We start from the raw sequence: 16,146 nt of genomic DNA on the forward strand, positions 1-16,146 counted from the left end.
GGCGCCATGACCCGACAGGTCACGACAACGAAAAGACGCCGCAACCGCTGCGCCGCCTTCGCCGGCGATAGCCGCGGAGCCACGGCCGTCGAATTCGCGCTCGTTGCCGCGCCGTTTCTCGCCCTCATCATCGCGCTCATCCAGACGTTTCTGGTTTTCTTTGCCCAGCAGATGCTTGAAACCGTGGTGCGCCAGTCGGCGCGTCTCGTCATGACGGGGCAGGTTCAGTCGGCGCAGATGAACCAGGCGGTTTTCAAGCAGAAGGTCTGCGATCAGATCGTGATCCTCTTCAATTGCAGCGGTCTGATGGTCGACATGCAGGTCGCAACGTCCTGGTCTTCCGCGAACACGGCGACGCCCACGCTGACCTTCGACGGCTCGGGCAATGTGACCAACAGCTGGCAATACAATCCGGGCGATTCCGGCGATATCGTCGTTCTCCGCGTCATGTATGTCTGGCCGGTCGTGCTCGGGCCGCTCGGCTTCAATCTCTCGAACCTTAGCAATGGCAACCGGCTGCTCATGTCGTCCGCCGCGTTCCAGAACGAGCCAGGAGCTACCTGATGATCTCCGCCCTGTCGTCTCGCGCTCGGCAGATGTTGACCGATGTACGCGCTGTTGCAGCGACGGAGTTCGCCGTCGTGACGCCGTTCATGCTGGTGCTCTATGTCGGCGGCGTCGAGCTCGGGAACGGGCTCGCCATGAACGTCAAGGTCAGCGCGACTGCGCACAGCGTTGCCGACATGATCTCGCAGAACACGGCCGTCACGTCGACCCAGATGGACGGCATTCTCGCTGCGGCGAGCTCCATCATGGCTCCCTATCCCATCAAGAACGGCAGCACCTCGCTGATGACGATCACGGTCTCCGAGGTCTCGACCGACAGCAATGGCAACGCGACGGTGCAATGGAGCAAGTCGACCAGTACGTCGGGGGCGAGGGCCGCCGGTCAGCAGATGACCTTGTCGTCCTTTACCGCGCCGGGCGGCACCAGCAATGCCAACATCTCGCTCATTCTGAGCGAGGTGTCCTACGACTACGCGCCCAACCTCGGCTTCACGACCGCTGGCACGGTGAAGCTGTCCGACAGCTATTACCTGTTCCCCCGCTGCTCGACGAACACCCCCGCCACGTCGAGTTTTCCCTATTACGACGTGAAATATCCGGCGGCGAAGACCTGCACCTGCGTGCAGCACTTGCAGCAGAAGACCTGTTAGTTTCACGGAACGCGGTCCGAAAGAAGCCGGATGCCGCTGAGGCACGCTTCCGTCCCGATTTCCTCCCGGCCCCTGTGCGCAATTGCGCACCGGGCCGGATGACATTGGAGTAAACGCTTACGCCGCCACAGTGGCGCGGTCGAGCGCTGCGATCAGCTTTGCCGCGATGGGATGGTCGGACCGCGGATTCTGGCCGGTGATCAGCTCGCGGTCCTCGACGACGTAAGGCTCGAAGTCGACGGCGCTTCGGCTGACCTCGGCACCCGCAGCTCCCAGCGCGTCCGGCATGGTGAAGTAGATCTTGCCGTGCAGGAACTGCTCCTCGATCGGTATCTCTTCCGAGGCGGTGAACACCGTCATCTTGTATCCCGCATATTGCCAGCCCTTGCCCAGCTCCGCGACCTTGGCCTTGTCGCCGGCGATCAGGGCGGCGCGATAGGCCTTGGCGTCGGGCAGGGCGGCCAGAGTTGCGATCGGTCCGTGGCAGAGCAGCGCCGTGATCTTCTTCCGTTCGTGGAAATATCGCAGAATCTTGCCGAGCTCGGGATCCTGCATGAGGTCGACGACCGGGCCCTGCCCGCCGGGGACAAAAACGGCGGCGTATTGATCCAGTCCTCCGTCCACGATCGCGCGCAACGTATGGACGTTGGTCATCGCCGGGTCCTTGTCGAAGAAGTCGCGTCCCCGCCGGTAGGCCTTCTCGTCGCCGTCAAAATGGGCCGCATGATCGGAGGCCGGATCGATGTACGGTTGCTTGCCGTTCGGCGTCGCCAGCACCACCTCGTAGCCGGCATCGATCACGGCCATCGCCGGCACGACGGTTTCATTGAGGTATTGGCCGGTCGGTCCGGTGCCGCCGCCCTGGATTTCGATGCGGGTGGCATTGGAGCCGACAACGAGCACTTTTCCTTTGGACATGGTGTCTCCTGCGATTTGCTTGATCGTCTTGCGGTTAGAACTTCATAACAATCCGGCCGACGCGAACGGCAACCTGACGCGACGACCGTTCTGGCGTTTCAAGCAACGACTGGAGCAGATCGGGCGGAGCACGCCGCTTCGCTCCGCAAGCTCGCCCCGAAGGCTCCTGCGGAGGGAATAATCTGTCGCTGCCGAAGAAGTAAGCGGCTTCGCTGATGGCGCGCAAGCCAGCCTCCCAACGTCATTCCGCGCGCAATTTAGGGGATGCGGCGTAGTCTGACCATGTGGCGCGATCGGCCTGGAGCGGATACATCGTGCGATTTTGCAATGATGCCATCATGCTCCTGTTTTGCCCGACGAGTCAAGTTTACTTCGGTAAAACGTAAGTCATTGATCCGCCACGCGCCGGCTACTGTGCATGGGGTTGTTTTCGCAGTTTTTGTTTGGAGCAGCCCGCGCGAGGTGCTTTACGCGCTCTCCGTCTCCCGGTGCACGTCGTGCACCACGAGGCCCATGCCTTCGTCCGGCATCTTGATCCAGTCGCGGCGCTTCAGCGTGCGCTTGGTGTCCTCGTAGCCGCTCGTCCAGTGCTCGCGCATCGAGGTCCCCGAGAATTCGTGGTCCTTGGCGTCGCCCTCATAGGCCTTCTGCTGGTAGATCAGGTGCAGGATCGCGATCTCCGGCATGTTGCGCAGGCTTGCCTTGAGGCTACGATCCTCGTCGCAGAGTTGCTCGTCCGGGACTTTCGCCAGCGCCTTGTAGAGCAGAACCTTGAGGTTGTGGGTGCGGCGGTAGACGTCAGTGTTGTGGCGCGTGCGCGAGGAATACATGATGTCCTTGTGGCGGGCCATTACGTCCTGGATCGAGCGCGGCAGCACGCCCCGCGCGCTGAACAGGTCGACCTGGAACACCAGCGAGTTGAGCGCGTCCTCCTGGTCGAGCAAATGCTGGAGCGGCGTGTTGGAGACGATGCCGCCGTCCCAGAAATGATCGGTGCCGATCCGCACCATCGGCAGCGCCGGGGGCAGGGCGCCGGAGGCCATGATGTGCTCCGGCTCGATCTCGTCATGGGAGTTGTCGAAATAGATGAAGTTGCCCGAGAGCACGTTGACCGCGCCGACCGCGAAGCGGACCTTCTTCTCGTTGATGAGGTCGAAGTCGACGAGCTCCAGCAGGCTCTCCTTCAGCGGCATCGTGTCGTAATAGCTGGTGGCGGTGCGCGCGCCGACCGGGCTGAACCAGGGATTGACCTGGTGCGGGGTGAAGAAGCCGGGCTGGCCCATCGCCGACGTCATCCACGCACTGGTGAGATTGCGCCACTGGCGGAAGATGTCGCCGTCGGGCGTGTAATGCCAGATCTTGCGGTTGGTGATGCGCTCCCAGAAGATGCGCAGCGCCTCCAGCCGCTTCTCCGGCTTGTTGCCGGCGATGATGGCGGAATTGATTGCACCGATTGAAACACCGCAGACCCAGTCGGGCTCGATGCCGGCTTCGTGCAGCGCCTGGTAGACGCCGGCCTGGTAGGCGCCGAGCGCGCCGCCACCTTGCAGCACCAGCGCGACGCGGTCGCAGCGTTCGGGGCGCCAGCCCCGTGCGGGAGGCTGATGCGTCTGATGAGCCGGTTGCGACGTGCGGGCGTCCATGGGTGCCTCCTAGCGTGGACCAAACGATTGCGTCCGGCAGTGACGGCGTGATGACAATTTCAGCGCCGATGCATCGTCTGTATGCAGGCCGACCGCAGCGGGAATGGCGGGAGGTCGTGCGCCTGACGGAAATCCTTCACATCGCGGTCAATGACGGTGGCTAGCAATTTGCGATCCAGGCCTGACGCCGCCGGGCGGGCATCACACACAGGAGATCAGGATGCGCAGGGAAGACGTGCTGAGACTTCCGTCCATGCCGGCGGCGGGGCCGAGCTATCCGGCCGGGCCCTATCGCTTCGTCAACCGCGAATTCCTCGTCATCACCAACGAGACCGATCCGGAGCTGATCCGCGCCGGCCTGCCTGAGCCGCTGGAGCCGATCGACCAGCCGATCGTGCATTACGAATGGATCAAGATGCCGGACTCCTCAGGCTTCGGCAGCTACACCGAATCCGGCCTCGTCATCCCCGCGCGCCTCAACGGCGAGGAGGTCAATTTCGTCTCGCAGATGTATCTCGACGACGATCCGCCGATCGCGGCGGGCCGCGAGATCTGGGGCTTTCCCAAGAAATACGCCCATCCCAAGCTCGAGATCGTCAAGGACACGCTGACGGGCACGCTGGAATATGCCGGCCAGCTCGTCGCCATGGGCACGATGGGCTACAAGCACGAGAGCATGGCCGGCAACGGCGATCGCACCCGTGCGACGCTGTCGAAGACGCAGATCAATCTGAAGATGATTCCGGGCGTCGACGGCCGTCTCGAAGTCTGTCAGCTCGTCGCGATCAACCTCATCGACATCGTGCCGAAGGGCTCCTGGATGGGGCCCGGCCGGCTGCATCTGGTGCCGCATGTCAACGCGCCGGTCGCGGATTTCCCGGTTCGCCGCTGCCTGGGCGCGCACCACTACATCGCCGATCTCACGCTGCCGTTCGGCCGCGTCGTGCACGACTACGTCAAGGAGGCCGAGGCGATGGCCGCGACGGGGCGGGCCGCGGAGTAGGGCGGCCATCATCAAACTGTAACAAAGCCGTAATTGAGTACCCGTGAGAGGTCCGGAAGATGCCGTCAGCCATCTTCCGGAAGCGGGGCATTTGTTGACGGTTGGGGTTGGCCATGGCTGAGCCGGCGAAGCTTGTCAGCGCGATATCGGATTCCGTGCCCGCCATTCCCGGCCTGGTCTGGGCGTTCCGGCTGCACGGCGACGGCAGTGCCGAGGCGCTGCCGATCGACCAGCCGATCGAGTTCAGCCATGACGGCCGGCTCTGGCTGCATTTCAATCTGACCGATGCGCGCGCGCGGCCCTGGATCGCGGCGTCACAGCTGCCGCCGCTCGCGCGTGACCTCCTGCTGTCCAACGACACTTTCCAGCAGCTTCACGTCATCGACCACTGCGTCTACGGCGTCTTCTCCGATCTCGTGCGCGACATCGACAGCGCGACGGAAGAGACCGCGTTCCTGCGTTTCGCCATGACCGAGCATCTTCTCGTCAGCGGCCGGCATCAGGCGTTGTGCTCGGCCGATGCGACGCGGCGCGTGCTCGAAGGCGGCTACCGCGTCGACAACGTCGCCCATCTCCTGGAAAAGATCGTCGACGAGGTCGCCGACACACTGGACCGGATCGCGGACAAGCTCGGCCAGGAGATCGACGACATCGAGGAGCGGATTTTGGCCGACGACGCCAAGCCGGAGATGCGCCGCAATCTCGGCCGGCTGCGCCGGACCTGCGTCAGGTTGCATCGCCAGCTCACCGGCCTGCGCGTGCTGTTCCACCGGCTCGATCAGAAGAACACCGATCATCTCGCGCCGGCCTTGCGCATCCACGCCGGCAAGCTGGCGCAGCGGCTGGACGGGCTCGATCACGACATCGTCGAGCTCCGCGAACGCAGCCGCCTGCTCGAGGAGGAGCTGCGCTTCAAGAACGAGGAGGAAAGCAACCACCACCTCCACACGCTCTCCATCGTGACCTCGCTGCTGCTGCCGCCGACCTTGATCACCGGCATCTTCGGCATGAACACCAAGGGCCTGCCGCTGAGCTATGGCGGAATCTGGGTGATGACGGTGTGAGGAAGGCGGCGTATCGAGGCGGGTGACGAGCCTGCCAGAACCTCTCGAGGAGAGCGATACGCCATGACCGAGACTACCAATGTTCTTGCTTTCCGTCAGCCGTCCGCGGTTGATGATCCACTGACCGATATCGTTCGAGCCGGCGCGCGGGACCTGCTTGCCAGGGCGATCGAGATCGAGGTTGGCGCGTTTCTGGCCAGCAAGGCCAATCTGACGCTGCCCGACGGTCGAGCGCGCCTGGTCCGACATGGGCACGGTCCGGTGCGCGAGATTGCGACCGGCATCGGTCCGGTGGAGGTCGCTCGTCCCAAGGTCCGCGACCGCGGAGCGAGCGGGCCAGGCGACCGCCTCCGCTTCAGTTCGGCAATCCTGCCGCTATGGGCGCGGCGGACGAAGAGCCTGGATGCCTTGATCCCGGTCCTCTATTTGCGCGGCATCTCGACCGGCGACTTCCAGGAGGCGCTCTCGGCGCTGCTCGGCAAGGATGCGCCGAACCTGTCGCCTTCGGTGATCGCCGGCCTGAAGGCCGATTGGCAGGTCGAGTACGAACGCTGGCAGAGACGCGATCTGTCGGCGCGTCGCTATGTCTACATCTGGGCCGATGGCGTGTACCTGCAGGCCCGCATGGAAGATCACAGCGAATGCATGCTGGTGCTGATTGGCACCACGCCGGAAGGCAAGAAGGAGCTGATCGGCTTCCAGGTCGGCGTGCGCGAGAGCGCGCAGAGCTGGCGCGAACTCCTGATCGACCTGCGGCAACGCGGGTTACGGATTGCCCCGCAACTCGCCATCGGCGACGGCGCCCTCGGCTTCTGGAAGGCACTGGACGAGGCCTTTCCCGGCACGCGGCACCAACGATGCTGGTGCCATAAAGTGAGCAACGTACTCGACAAGGTCGCCAAATCCGTGCAGGGCCCCATGAAGAACGACCTGCGGAACATCTATCTGGCCCCACACCGGGCCGAAGCTGAAACCGCGATCGACGTCTTCGTCGAGAAATACCACGTCAAATACGGACGTGCGGTGGAGTGCCTGATCAAGGATCGCCATGCGCTGCTCGCCTTCTTCGACTTCCCTGCTGAGCACTGGATCCACCTACGCAGCTCGAACCCGATCGAGAGCGTCTTCGCCACGGTGCGCCACCGAACGGTGCGGACCAAGGGATCGCTGTCGCAACAAACTGCGAAGCTGATGGTGTTCAAGCTCATCGACGCCGCATCGAAGACCTGGCGGCGATTGAAGAGCACGAACCAGTTGCCGAAAGTCATCGCCGGTGTAAAGTTCATCGACGGAATCGAAGTCATTCCGAACACTGAAAGCCACGCCGCCTGATCAGGCCGCGTCACCCAAAATCAGCCATAGCTCCCTGCCGCTCACCGACGTCGAGAGCGGATTTCTCTGGGCGGCGCTCCTGATGGCCTCGTCGGTCGGCGCGGCCTATCTGTTCATGCGACGCACGGGTATCTTCAGGTAGCGTACGCAGCCGGTATCAGCCGTGATCGGCACGTCCCACAGATTTCCGCTGCGAAATGCGGCCGCGATAGTGCTGGCCTCAACGGTGGCGAGCACCGGCGCGCTCGCCGGCGCCAAGGACGAAAGCGCGGCCGAATGGCTGGCGCCGAAATGGTTCAACGAATGGCATGACGGGCTCGCCAACAAGGGCCTGAATTTCGGCGCCACCTATATCGCCGACAACATCGCCAACGTCTCCAGCGGCGTGAAGCGTGGTGCCATCCATTTCGGCCGCCTCGATCTCTCGATCGATGCCGATCTCGACAAGCTCGTCGGCTGGACCGGCGGCCGCTTCTACGCCAATGCGTTCGTGATCTACGGCCAAGGGCTGAGCCGCAACTATGTGATGAACCTCGCCACCATCAGCGAGATCGAGGCGCTACCGGACCAGCGGCTCTACAACGCCTATTTCGAGCAGAGCTTCTTCGGCGACCGCCTGAACATCAGGGTCGGCCAGCAGGCCGCCGACGTCGAGTTCTTCGACAGCCAGACCGACGACCTCTTCATCAACGGCACCTTCGGCTGGCCCGCGATCAAGGCGAGCAATCTTCCGGCCGGCGGCCCGGCACCGCCGATCGCGGTGCCCGGCATCCGCATCAAGGCGGCGCTGACCGAGAGCATCACGGCGTTCGGTGCGGTGTTCAACGGCGATCCGTCAGGTCCGGGCGATCAGGATCCGCAGCTGCGCGACCATCATGGCCTGGCGTTCCGCGTCAACGATCCGCCGTGGGTGATCGGGCAGGTTCGCTTCAACTACGACGTCGATATCGGCGGCCGGCCGCTCGCCGGCAATTTCACGCCGGGCGCCTGGAAGCATTACGGCTCGTTCGACAGCCAGCGTTTTACGGCGGAGGGGCTGTCGATCGCCGATCCCAGCGGAAGCGGTGTGCCTGCAAGACTTCGCGGCAATTACGGTGTCTTCGCCGTCATCGAGCAGGTGCTCTATCGCCCGCCGGAGGTAAAGGACAACACCACGTCAGCCTCGATCCCGGGCATCACCGCGTTCGGCCGCATCGCTTACAGCCCGCCGGACCGCAATCTGATCGACCTTTATGTGGACGGCGGCATCGGTTTCGTGGGCTTCACGCCAGGCCGTCCGCTCGATCGCTTCGGCGTGGCCATGGCCTATATGCGGATTTCGAACACCGCGCGCAATCTTGACATTGATACGCAGGCTTTCACCGGCATCCAGAGTCCGGTGCGCAGCAACGAAACGCTGATCGAGATGATCTACGAGGCGCATATCAAGCCGGGCTGGCTGATCGCGCCTTACTTCCAATACGTGTTCCGCCCCTCCGGCGGCATCCCCAATCCGAACGATTCGACCGGCGTGTCGCGGATCGGTGACGCCGCAGTCTTCGGCGTCACCTCCACGATCAGGTACTAGGCCATGGCCGGCTTCGGCTCGGCCTTGGGTTGCCGCGACAGCGCCAGCACGATCAGCGAGGCGAACACGCAGAGCGCGCCGGCGATGAAGAACGCGGGCAGGTAGCTCTCATAGACCGTCCGCGAGAAACCGGCGCCGAACGCCGCGGTGCCTGCGCCGAGCTGATGGCCGGCAAAGATCCAGCCGAACACCAGATTGGCGCGCTCGGGCCCGAACTTCTGCGCGGTGAGCCGCACCGTCGGCGGCACCGTGGCGATCCAGTCGAGGCCGTAGAACATCGCGAAGATCGACAGCCCGTAGAACGAGAAGTCGCTGAAGGGCAGGAAGATCAGCGAGAGCCCGCGCAGGCCGTAGTACCAGAACAGGAGGTAGCGGTTGTCGTAGCGGTCCGACAGCCAGCCCGACATGATGGTGCCGAAGAAGTCGAAGATGCCCATTGCGGCGAGCAAGCCTGCGGCCTGCACCTGCGGGATGCCGAAATCGAGGCACATCGGGATCAGGTGCACCTGGACGAGGCCGTTGGTCGAGGCGCCGCAGACGAAGAAGGTCGCAAACAGGATCCAGAACGCGCGCGACTTCGAGGCGTCGCGCAGCGTGCCGAGCGCCACGCCCGTGATCGAGCCATGGCTGACCGGCGGGGCCGGCAGGGGCTCGGTGCCTTCGTCGCCGAACGGGCGCAGGCCCACATCGCTCGGCCGGTCGCGCATCGCAAGGAGAACCGCCACGGCGGAGACGCCGAGCGCGATGCAGACGAAGCCGAGCGCGAGCCGCCAGCCGTAACGTTCGGTCAAGCTTGCGAGCAGCGGCAGGAATACAAGCTGGCCGGTGGCGACGCTTGCGGTCATGATGCCGACCACGAGGCCGCGCCGCGCGGCGAACCAGCGCGTCGCGATGGTGGCGCCCAGCACCAGCGCGGTCATGCCGGTGCCGATGCCGATCACGACGCCCCACAGCAACACGAGCTGCCAGACTTCAGTCATGCCGAGCGAAAGGACCAGCGCCGAGACCACGATGAGCTGTGCGGTCAGCGTGACGTTACGCAGGCCGTAGCGGTTGAGCAGGGCGGCCGCGAACGGCGCCATCAGCCCGAACAGGATGAAGCGGATCGACAGCGCGGAGGAAATCTGCGCCGTGCTCCAGCCGAACTCGTGCTGAAGCGGGACGATGAAGACGCCGGGCGCGCCGACCGTGCCGGCGCTGATCAGCGCGGTGAGGAAGGTCACGCCGACCATCACCCAGCCGTAGTGGATATTGCGGCGGCCGAGTGTCGCCGCGAGCCAGTTCGAGATCATTGGGCCTCAATGTTTGATGGGCAGGCTTTGAGACACCTGCACGAGCTTCTAGAATGGCACGGGACGTGTCTGTCGAAAATGACAGAGTTCCCTCATTTTCGGACGTGTCTAGGTCAGTGCGTCAGACGCTCCACGGCGATGGCCGTGGCTTCACCGCCGCCAATGCAGAGTGCCGCAACGCCGCGCTTGAGGTTTTGCGCCTCGAGCGCGTGCAGCAGCGTCACGATCAGCCGCGCGCCGGTGGCACCGATGGGATGGCCAAGCGCGCAGGCGCCGCCGTTGATGTTCAGCTTCTCGCGCGGGATGCCGAGGTCGCGCTGCGCCGCCATCGCCACCACGGCGAAGGCCTCGTTGATCTCGAACAGGTCGACGTCGCCGGCGCTCCAGCCGACCTTGTCGAGCAGCTTGCGGATCGCCGGGATCGGAGCCGTCGTGAACCATTGCGGCTCCTGGCTGTGGGTGGCGTGGCCCTTGATCTCGGCAATTGCCGGCAGGCCGTTGCGATCCGCCAGTGAGCGCTTCGTCAGCACCAGCGCCGCGGCGCCGTCGGCATTGGCGGACGAGGCCGCCGGCGTGATGGTGCCGTTGGCGCGGAACGCCGGCTTCAATCCGGGGATTTTCGCAGGATCGACCTTCAGCGGATGCTCGTCATTGGCGACGATGCGCGGGCCGGCTTTCTCGGTGAGCGTGATCGGCGCGATCTCGGCCTTGAACGCGCCGCCCTCGACCGCCCTGCGCGCGCGGCTCAGCGTCTCCATCGCGTAGGCATCCTGGTCCTTGCGGGTGAACTGATAGGCTTCCGCGGTGGCCTCGCCGAAATCGCCCATGGAGCGGCCGGTCTCGTAGGCATCCTCCAGCCCGTCCATCATCATGTGGTCGATGATGCGATCATGACCGACGCGGTAGCCGCCGCGCGCCTTGGCGAGGAGATAGGGCGCGTTGCTCATGCTCTCCATGCCGCCAGAGACGACGATCTCGGCCGAGCCGGCGCGGATGATGTCGTGCGCCAGCATGGTCGCCTTCATGCCGGAGCCGCAGACCTTGTTGACCGTGGTCGCGCCCGTGGCGTCGGGCAGGCCGGCCGCGCGCGCCGCCTGGCGAGCTGGCGCCTGGCCTTGTCCGGCCGGCAGCACACAGCCCATGAAAACTTCATCCACCTTCTCGGGCGCAAGCTTGGCGCGCTCCAGCGCGGCGTTGATCACATGCGATCCGAGCTTGTGTGCCGCCAGCGGCGACAGCTCGCCCATGAAGCGGCCGAGCGGGGTACGGGCGGCGGAGACGATGACGACGGGATCGGCGGCTTCGGCCATGATGAAACTCCCAGCGATGACGGAAAAGATTATGACCATCATATGATGCGGCGCAAAAAATGCAACCGCGGCCGGCATGAGAAATTGTCGTGGTTCGGATGAGATTAGGTCGTTCGATTGGAGGAGGTGAGCGGCTTGGGCTGCGGCTAGGGGGGCGGTAGCCGCCACACCAAACACTGTCATCGCCCGCGAAGGCGGGCGATCCAGTACTCCGAGACAGCTGTGATGAATCGAGGGGCCGCGGCGTACTGGATGCCCCGCCTTCTGTTTAGCCCGGACAGATCACTGACGGGTGTTCGGAGACATAGCTGACACATCAACATTGGCTGGATTGGTCCGATTCGGGAGGCCGTCCATGCCTTGGAGCGAGGTGTCAGTGATGGATCAGCGTCACGAGTTTGTGCGGCTGGCTTTGCAGGAGGGCGCCAACCGGCGCGAACTGTGCCGTCGGTTCAACGTCAGTCCTGACGTCGGCTACAAGTGGCTGGCGCGCTGGCAGGCCGGCGATCGGGAGCTGGCCGACCGCTCCCGGCGCCCGCATGCGATGCCCAAGCGGAGTGAGGCTGCGGTCGAAGTAGAAGTCCTGGCTGTACGCGACAAGCATCCGGCTTGGGGAGCACGGAAGATTGCCCATTGCCTGAAGCGGGGCGGGCAGACGGTGCCTGTGCCATCAACGGTGCACCAGATCCTGTGTCGGAACGGCCGGGTCAAACCGAGTGAGAATGCGCCGCCCAATCCGGGCCACCGGTTCGAGAAGGAAGCTCCCAATCTGCTGTGGCAGATGGACTTCAAGGGCCACCTGCCGCTGGCCGACGGGACACGATGCCATCCGCTGACCATCGTCGACGATCACTCGCGCTACGTGCTGTGCCTGAAGGCATGTGCCGACGAGCAGCGTCTCACCGTGCAGAATCACCTGTCGACGACGTTCCGCTGCTATGGCCTGCCAGAGGCCTTCTACACCGACAATGGCTCACCCTGGGGCGATACGTCCGGCATTCGTTGGACCGGACTGAAGGTGTGGCTGCTCAAGCTTGGCGTCAGGGTGGTGCACGCCAGGCCATGCCACCCACAGGCCCGCGGCAAGAACGAGCGCTTCCATCGCACCCTGAAGGCCGAGGTGTTTGCAATGCGCCGCTTCCGAACTCTCCCGGAAGTCCAGCGCGCCTTCGACGCCTGGCGGCCGGTCTACAATCTGGAGCGGCCTCACCAAGGCCTCGATATGCAGGTCCCTGCCGATCGCTTCCGGCCAAGTGCTCGCCCCATGCCGGCCCGCGTTCCGAACGTCGAATACGACAGCGGCGAGATCGTGCGCAGGGTCTCATCGACAAGACCCTACATCTCCTTCAAGGGACGCTTCTGGAAAGTTCCCCAGGCCTTCGCCCGCGAACGCCTTGCCATCCGGCCACTGGTTCGTGACGGCCACTACGGAATCTTCTTCGCCAGCTGGCAGGTCGCATCGATCGACTTGACCAATGGCCAACCTGTCAGTGATGTGTCCGAACAGGTGTCAGCCATGTCTCCGGACTAAACACTTCGCGGGGCATGACACTGTTTTTGGATTACCGCTTCCTGTTCACGAAAGCCTGCATCAGCCGCGTCGGCTCGTCCGTCAGGAACGACTCGCCGAACACCTTGACGCTGAGATTTACCGACTCCGTCAGCGGCAGTTCCTCCCACTGCCGCAGCAGGGCCTTCTGCGAGCGCAGTGCCTCGGGGCCGCATTCGAGCAGCGCGTTGACGAGATGCTCGACTTCAGTATCCAGCCCGCCCTCGGGGGCGACCTTGTCCACCAGGCCCCACGCCAGCGCCGTCGGCGCGTCGATGTTCTCCGCCGTCATCACCAGCCAGCGGGCGCGGGCCCAGCCGATCAGGCGCGGCAGCATGGCGGCGTGGATCACCGAGGGGATGCCGACGCGGACCTCCGGCATGCCGAAATGCGCATCGTGTGCAGCGATCCGGAAGTCGCAGGCGGCTGCGACTTCGAGGCCACCGCCGAGGCACCAGCCCGGCATCCGCGCGATCACGGGGGCCGGGAATTGGCGGGCGGCCTCGCAGAGATCACGCAGGCGGCTGATGAAGGCTTCGGCCGACTTCTGGTCGAGCTTGGCCATCTCCTTGATGTCGGCGCCGCCGATCATGCTCTTCTCGCTCTGGCCGCGCAGCACCACGACGCGGATGCTGCGGTCAGTCGCGAGGGTCTGCAGGCCTTCGCGCACGGCATCGGTGACGGGCGAGCCCAGAATGTTCAGCGGGCCGGCGTTGCAGATCGCGACATGAACGACGCCGCGCGCATCGCGCGTCACGCCGCAGTGATTGTTGAGCATTTCCATCGGGGCATCTCGGAGTTTCGTGGACATGCGCGAGGCGCGCGGGTCGGGATCACTTCGGTGCCGAAACGCCCTGCTTGTCAAGCGGGTGGGAGACGGAGTTGCCATGGCGAAGTTCGTGACATAGTATGACACGTATCATACAAAGAGGCCGCCATGACCTGTAACGATCAACTCGACCTGTTTTCGCCCGCGCAGCGGCGTGAGCGCGTGGTGGACTGGCAGGTGCCTGCGCCGGTTGCAAAAGCAGCGATGGGGCTTTCAGGCATGGACGCGATGCTGGGTATCCGCGACGGCCGGTTGCCGCCGCCGCCCTTCGCAAAATTGATCGGTTTCACTATGGCCGTGGTCGAGCCGGGCCGGATCGTGATGGAACTTGAGCCGCGCGAGGATCTCGAAAATACCATTGGCCTCCTGCACGGCGCGACCGCCGCGGCGCTGATTGATACCGCCATGGGCTGCGCCATCTCGACGCGGCTGGAGCCCGGGCAATCGTCCGTGACCCTCGACCTGAAAATGACGTTCCTGCGCCCGCTGTCGGTCCGTTCCGGGCTGATCTCGGCCGAAGGCAAGATCATCAAGCTGGGACGTCAGACCAGCTACACCGAAGGTTTCGTGCGCGACGGCAAGGGTGCGCTCGCAGTCCATGCAACTGCAACCTTTTCCATGATCGGCGCGACAACTTAATATGAATTAATGCGCCGCCTGGTCCATTTCTGTGTTATGAGATGATCTCCGACATTCAATGAGACCCGCATGCGCTATTCCCGGGAACACAAGCAGGAAACCCACGACCGAATCGTGAAGAAGGCCTCCGTGCGGCTGCGCGAAAAAGGCGCTCACGGCATCGGCGTCGCCGACCTCATGAAGGAGGCGGGCCTGACCCATGGCGGCTTCTACGCGCATTTCGACTCGCGCGAGGCGCTGGTGATCGAGGCCTTTGCCTACGCCATGGACCGCTCGATGGAGCACTGGCGCAAGCAGTCCGATCAGGTCGCGCCCGAAAAGCAACTGACCCAGATCGTCGAGACCTATCTCTCGGCGCTGCATCGGGACAATCCCGGCCACGGCTGCTCGATTCCAGCGCTCGGCGCCGAGATCGCCCGCGAGAGTCCGAAGACGCGCAAGGCCTTTGCCGGAAAGCTCGACGAGATGGTCGAGATGATGACCGATTTCATCCCCAACCTGCCGCGCAAGGCCGCGCGCAAGCAGGCGATCGCGACATTGGCCACGATGGCCGGCACCATGCTGCTGGCGCGCATCGCAGGATCGAGCGAACTGTCGGACGAGGTGCTGAAGGCGGGCAAGGACAGCGCGCTGGAGGGCGCGAAGCGCGAGCCGAAGGTGACGGCGGCGAAGAAGGCGAAGCAGAACTGAGATGCGGTAGGGTGAGCAAAGGCGCTCCAGCGCCGTGCCCACCATATCTCCACGCCTGCAAGAGACATGGTGGGCGCGCTTTCGCTTTGCCCACCCTACGAGACCGTCGTTATCGCCCCGCGAACAACGCCCGCTCGCGCTCCACGATCTCGCCGATGTAATCGGCCACCGCGCGGATCCGCGCGAGGTCCTTGCTGTCTGCGTGCATCAGCATCCAGAACGTCCGCGTGATCGATATCTCCTCCGGCAGCACCGCCACCAGCTGCGGGTAGTCGCTCGCCATGAAGTGTGGCAGCACGGCGATGCCGAAGCCCGCGAGCGTGGAATTGAGCTGTGCGATCAGATTAGCGCTGCGAAAGCGCGCCGAAATCCGCGGCGATACCTGCGGGAGGTAATCGAGCTCGGGCGTGAACAGCAGCTCCTCGATATAGCCGACGAAGCGATGCTGCGGCAGGTCCTGCCGCGAGGTGATCTTCGGGAAACGGTCGAGATAGGCCGGCGCCGCATAAAGCCCGAGGCGGTAGTCCAGGAGCTTGCGGCCGACGATGCGGCCTTCCTTCGGCATGGTCAGGCTGATCGCGATATCGGCCTCGCGCTTGGAGAGACTGAACAGCCGCGCGGTGGCCACAAGTTGCAGATCGAGGTCGGGATAGCGATCCGCGAACGGCGCCAGCCGCGGCGCCAGGAAGGCGGTGCCGAACCCGTCGGGCGCGCCGATCCGCACCGTTCCGGTCAGCCGTGCCACCGAGCCGCCGACCTGTTCCTGGTTGGCGACGATGGTCGATTCCATGGCTTCCGCGCTGTCGGCGACGCGCTGGCCGGCCTCGGTGAGGAGATAGCCGGTCTTGCGCCGGTCAAACAGCTTTGCCGAGAGGTGTCTCTCCAGCCGGTCGACACGGCGGATCACAGTGGCGTGGTCCACTCCGAGCTGTTTAGCCGCAGCCGAAACCGAGCCGCCCCGCACGATGGCCAGCACGAAGCGGAAGTCGTCCCAGTCGATGCTACCTTGATCCAGCATTTTCGCACATCTATGGTGCATTATCTCAGACTTGAATCCTATAAAATGCAGGTCGATAGGATTTGTCAAAGCGTT

Annotated in this window: 15 protein-coding genes and 1 pseudogene; 10 read left to right on the forward strand and 6 right to left on the reverse strand. The window is 64.2% G+C overall.

The features are described from left to right. The first annotated feature begins 6 nt into the window (after positions 1-6). Together J4G43_RS22005 and J4G43_RS22010 are read left to right on the forward strand one after the other, a co-directional pair. Positions 7-564, forward strand: coding sequence for a TadE/TadG family type IV pilus assembly protein (locus J4G43_RS22005; protein WP_135214335.1), 558 nt, complete (start codon positions 7-9; stop codon positions 562-564). Beyond that, complete coding sequence (locus J4G43_RS22010; protein ID WP_208086278.1) at positions 564-1,217, forward strand: TadE/TadG family type IV pilus assembly protein; 654 nt, start codon at positions 564-566, stop codon at positions 1,215-1,217. Before J4G43_RS22005 ends, J4G43_RS22010 begins: the two co-directional genes overlap by 1 nt. A 117-nt stretch (positions 1,218-1,334) precedes the next feature. Here J4G43_RS22010 and J4G43_RS22015 read toward each other — a convergent pair whose 3' ends face one another. Continuing rightward, positions 1,335-2,135 (reverse strand): type 1 glutamine amidotransferase domain-containing protein, encoded by an 801-nt coding sequence (locus tag J4G43_RS22015; protein ID WP_208086279.1) that lies wholly within the window; start codon positions 2,133-2,135, stop codon positions 1,335-1,337. Positions 2,136-2,602: 467 nt separating this feature from the next. Then, positions 2,603-3,778, reverse strand: a complete 1,176-nt coding sequence (locus tag J4G43_RS22020; protein WP_208086280.1) for a patatin-like phospholipase family protein — start codon at positions 3,776-3,778, stop codon at positions 2,603-2,605. A 220-nt stretch (positions 3,779-3,998) separates the two neighbouring features. Here J4G43_RS22020 and J4G43_RS22025 point away from each other — a divergent pair, with 220 nt between their 5' ends. The 5 genes and pseudogenes from J4G43_RS22025 to J4G43_RS22040 all read left to right on the forward strand — a co-directional run bounded on the left by J4G43_RS22025 (position 3,999) and on the right by J4G43_RS22040 (position 8,744). Further along, positions 3,999-4,781 (forward strand): acetoacetate decarboxylase, encoded by a 783-nt coding sequence (locus tag J4G43_RS22025; RefSeq protein WP_208086281.1) that lies wholly within the window; start codon positions 3,999-4,001, stop codon positions 4,779-4,781. A gap of 113 nt (positions 4,782-4,894) precedes the next feature. Next, the gene (locus tag J4G43_RS22030) at positions 4,895-5,845 is read left to right on the forward strand and encodes a transporter (RefSeq protein WP_225005019.1); all 951 of its coding nucleotides are present in this window, start codon (positions 4,895-4,897) and stop codon (positions 5,843-5,845) included. 63 nt (positions 5,846-5,908) lie between these two features. Then, complete coding sequence (locus tag J4G43_RS22035) at positions 5,909-7,177, forward strand: IS256 family transposase (protein WP_208083632.1); 1,269 nt, start codon at positions 5,909-5,911, stop codon at positions 7,175-7,177. A gap of 34 nt (positions 7,178-7,211) precedes the next feature. Beyond that, positions 7,212-7,319: pseudogene (locus J4G43_RS56030) on the forward strand (cobalt transporter); the annotation flags it as partial. Between the two features lie 21 nt (positions 7,320-7,340). Next, positions 7,341-8,744: a carbohydrate porin gene (locus tag J4G43_RS22040; RefSeq protein ID WP_208086282.1), complete on the forward strand. Its 1,404-nt coding sequence runs from the start codon at positions 7,341-7,343 to the stop codon at positions 8,742-8,744. Here J4G43_RS22040 and J4G43_RS22045 read toward each other — a convergent pair. Next, complete coding sequence (locus tag J4G43_RS22045; protein ID WP_085401962.1) at positions 8,741-10,036, reverse strand: MFS transporter; 1,296 nt, start codon at positions 10,034-10,036, stop codon at positions 8,741-8,743. The two genes, J4G43_RS22040 and J4G43_RS22045, sit on opposite strands and share 4 nt — an antisense overlap. A 113-nt stretch (positions 10,037-10,149) precedes the next feature. Then, positions 10,150-11,346, reverse strand: a complete 1,197-nt coding sequence (locus J4G43_RS22050; RefSeq protein ID WP_208086283.1) for an acetyl-CoA C-acyltransferase — start codon at positions 11,344-11,346, stop codon at positions 10,150-10,152. Positions 11,347-11,701: 355 nt separating this feature from the next. Here J4G43_RS22050 and J4G43_RS22055 point away from each other — a divergent pair, with 355 nt between their 5' ends. Then, positions 11,702-12,877: an IS481 family transposase gene (locus J4G43_RS22055; protein ID WP_208085346.1), complete on the forward strand. Its 1,176-nt coding sequence runs from the start codon at positions 11,702-11,704 to the stop codon at positions 12,875-12,877. A gap of 31 nt (positions 12,878-12,908) precedes the next feature. On the opposite strand, the gene J4G43_RS22060 is transcribed toward J4G43_RS22055, so the two are convergent. Then, entirely contained in the window at positions 12,909-13,679 is a 771-nt protein-coding gene (locus J4G43_RS22060) for an enoyl-CoA hydratase (RefSeq protein WP_208086284.1), read from the reverse strand. A 153-nt stretch (positions 13,680-13,832) separates the two neighbouring features. On the opposite strand from J4G43_RS22060, the gene J4G43_RS22065 reads away from it, so the two are divergent. Continuing rightward, positions 13,833-14,363, forward strand: a complete 531-nt coding sequence (locus J4G43_RS22065; RefSeq protein WP_208086285.1) for a PaaI family thioesterase — start codon at positions 13,833-13,835, stop codon at positions 14,361-14,363. Between the two features lie 69 nt (positions 14,364-14,432). Continuing rightward, positions 14,433-15,053 (forward strand): TetR/AcrR family transcriptional regulator, encoded by a 621-nt coding sequence (locus J4G43_RS22070; protein WP_208086286.1) that lies wholly within the window; start codon positions 14,433-14,435, stop codon positions 15,051-15,053. A 109-nt stretch (positions 15,054-15,162) separates the two neighbouring features. On the opposite strand, the gene J4G43_RS22075 is transcribed toward J4G43_RS22070, so the two are convergent. Further along, positions 15,163-16,071 (reverse strand): LysR family transcriptional regulator, encoded by a 909-nt coding sequence (locus J4G43_RS22075; RefSeq protein WP_028157678.1) that lies wholly within the window; start codon positions 16,069-16,071, stop codon positions 15,163-15,165. Positions 16,072-16,146: the final 75 nt, after the last annotated feature.

This window comes from Bradyrhizobium barranii subsp. barranii, from assembly GCF_017565645.3.
Taxonomy (GTDB): domain Bacteria; phylum Pseudomonadota; class Alphaproteobacteria; order Rhizobiales; family Xanthobacteraceae; genus Bradyrhizobium; species Bradyrhizobium barranii.

Bases quoted from the DNA above. Each gene is read 5' to 3' on its own strand.
- J4G43_RS22015 (WP_208086279.1), bottom strand. From the start codon at position 2,135: ATGTCCAAAGGAAAAGTGCTCGTTGTCGGCTCCAATGCCACCCGCATC.
- J4G43_RS22005 (WP_135214335.1), top strand. From the start codon at position 7: ATGACCCGACAGGTCACGACAACGAAAAGACGCCGCAACCGCTGCGCC.
- J4G43_RS22035 (WP_208083632.1), top strand. From the start codon at position 5,909: ATGACCGAGACTACCAATGTTCTTGCTTTCCGTCAGCCGTCCGCGGTT.
- J4G43_RS22060 (WP_208086284.1), bottom strand. From the start codon at position 13,679: ATGGAAATGCTCAACAATCACTGCGGCGTGACGCGCGATGCGCGCGGC.
- J4G43_RS22010 (WP_208086278.1), top strand. From the start codon at position 564: ATGATCTCCGCCCTGTCGTCTCGCGCTCGGCAGATGTTGACCGATGTA.
- J4G43_RS22045 (WP_085401962.1), bottom strand. From the start codon at position 10,036: ATGATCTCGAACTGGCTCGCGGCGACACTCGGCCGCCGCAATATCCAC.
- J4G43_RS22065 (WP_208086285.1), top strand. From the start codon at position 13,833: ATGACCTGTAACGATCAACTCGACCTGTTTTCGCCCGCGCAGCGGCGT.
- J4G43_RS22075 (WP_028157678.1), bottom strand. From the start codon at position 16,071: ATGCTGGATCAAGGTAGCATCGACTGGGACGACTTCCGCTTCGTGCTG.
- J4G43_RS22070 (WP_208086286.1), top strand. From the start codon at position 14,433: ATGCGCTATTCCCGGGAACACAAGCAGGAAACCCACGACCGAATCGTG.
- J4G43_RS22050 (WP_208086283.1), bottom strand. From the start codon at position 11,346: ATGGCCGAAGCCGCCGATCCCGTCGTCATCGTCTCCGCCGCCCGTACC.
- J4G43_RS22055 (WP_208085346.1), top strand. From the start codon at position 11,702: ATGCCTTGGAGCGAGGTGTCAGTGATGGATCAGCGTCACGAGTTTGTG.
- J4G43_RS22020 (WP_208086280.1), bottom strand. From the start codon at position 3,778: ATGGACGCCCGCACGTCGCAACCGGCTCATCAGACGCATCAGCCTCCC.
- J4G43_RS22025 (WP_208086281.1), top strand. From the start codon at position 3,999: ATGCGCAGGGAAGACGTGCTGAGACTTCCGTCCATGCCGGCGGCGGGG.
- J4G43_RS22030 (WP_225005019.1), top strand. From the start codon at position 4,895: ATGGCTGAGCCGGCGAAGCTTGTCAGCGCGATATCGGATTCCGTGCCC.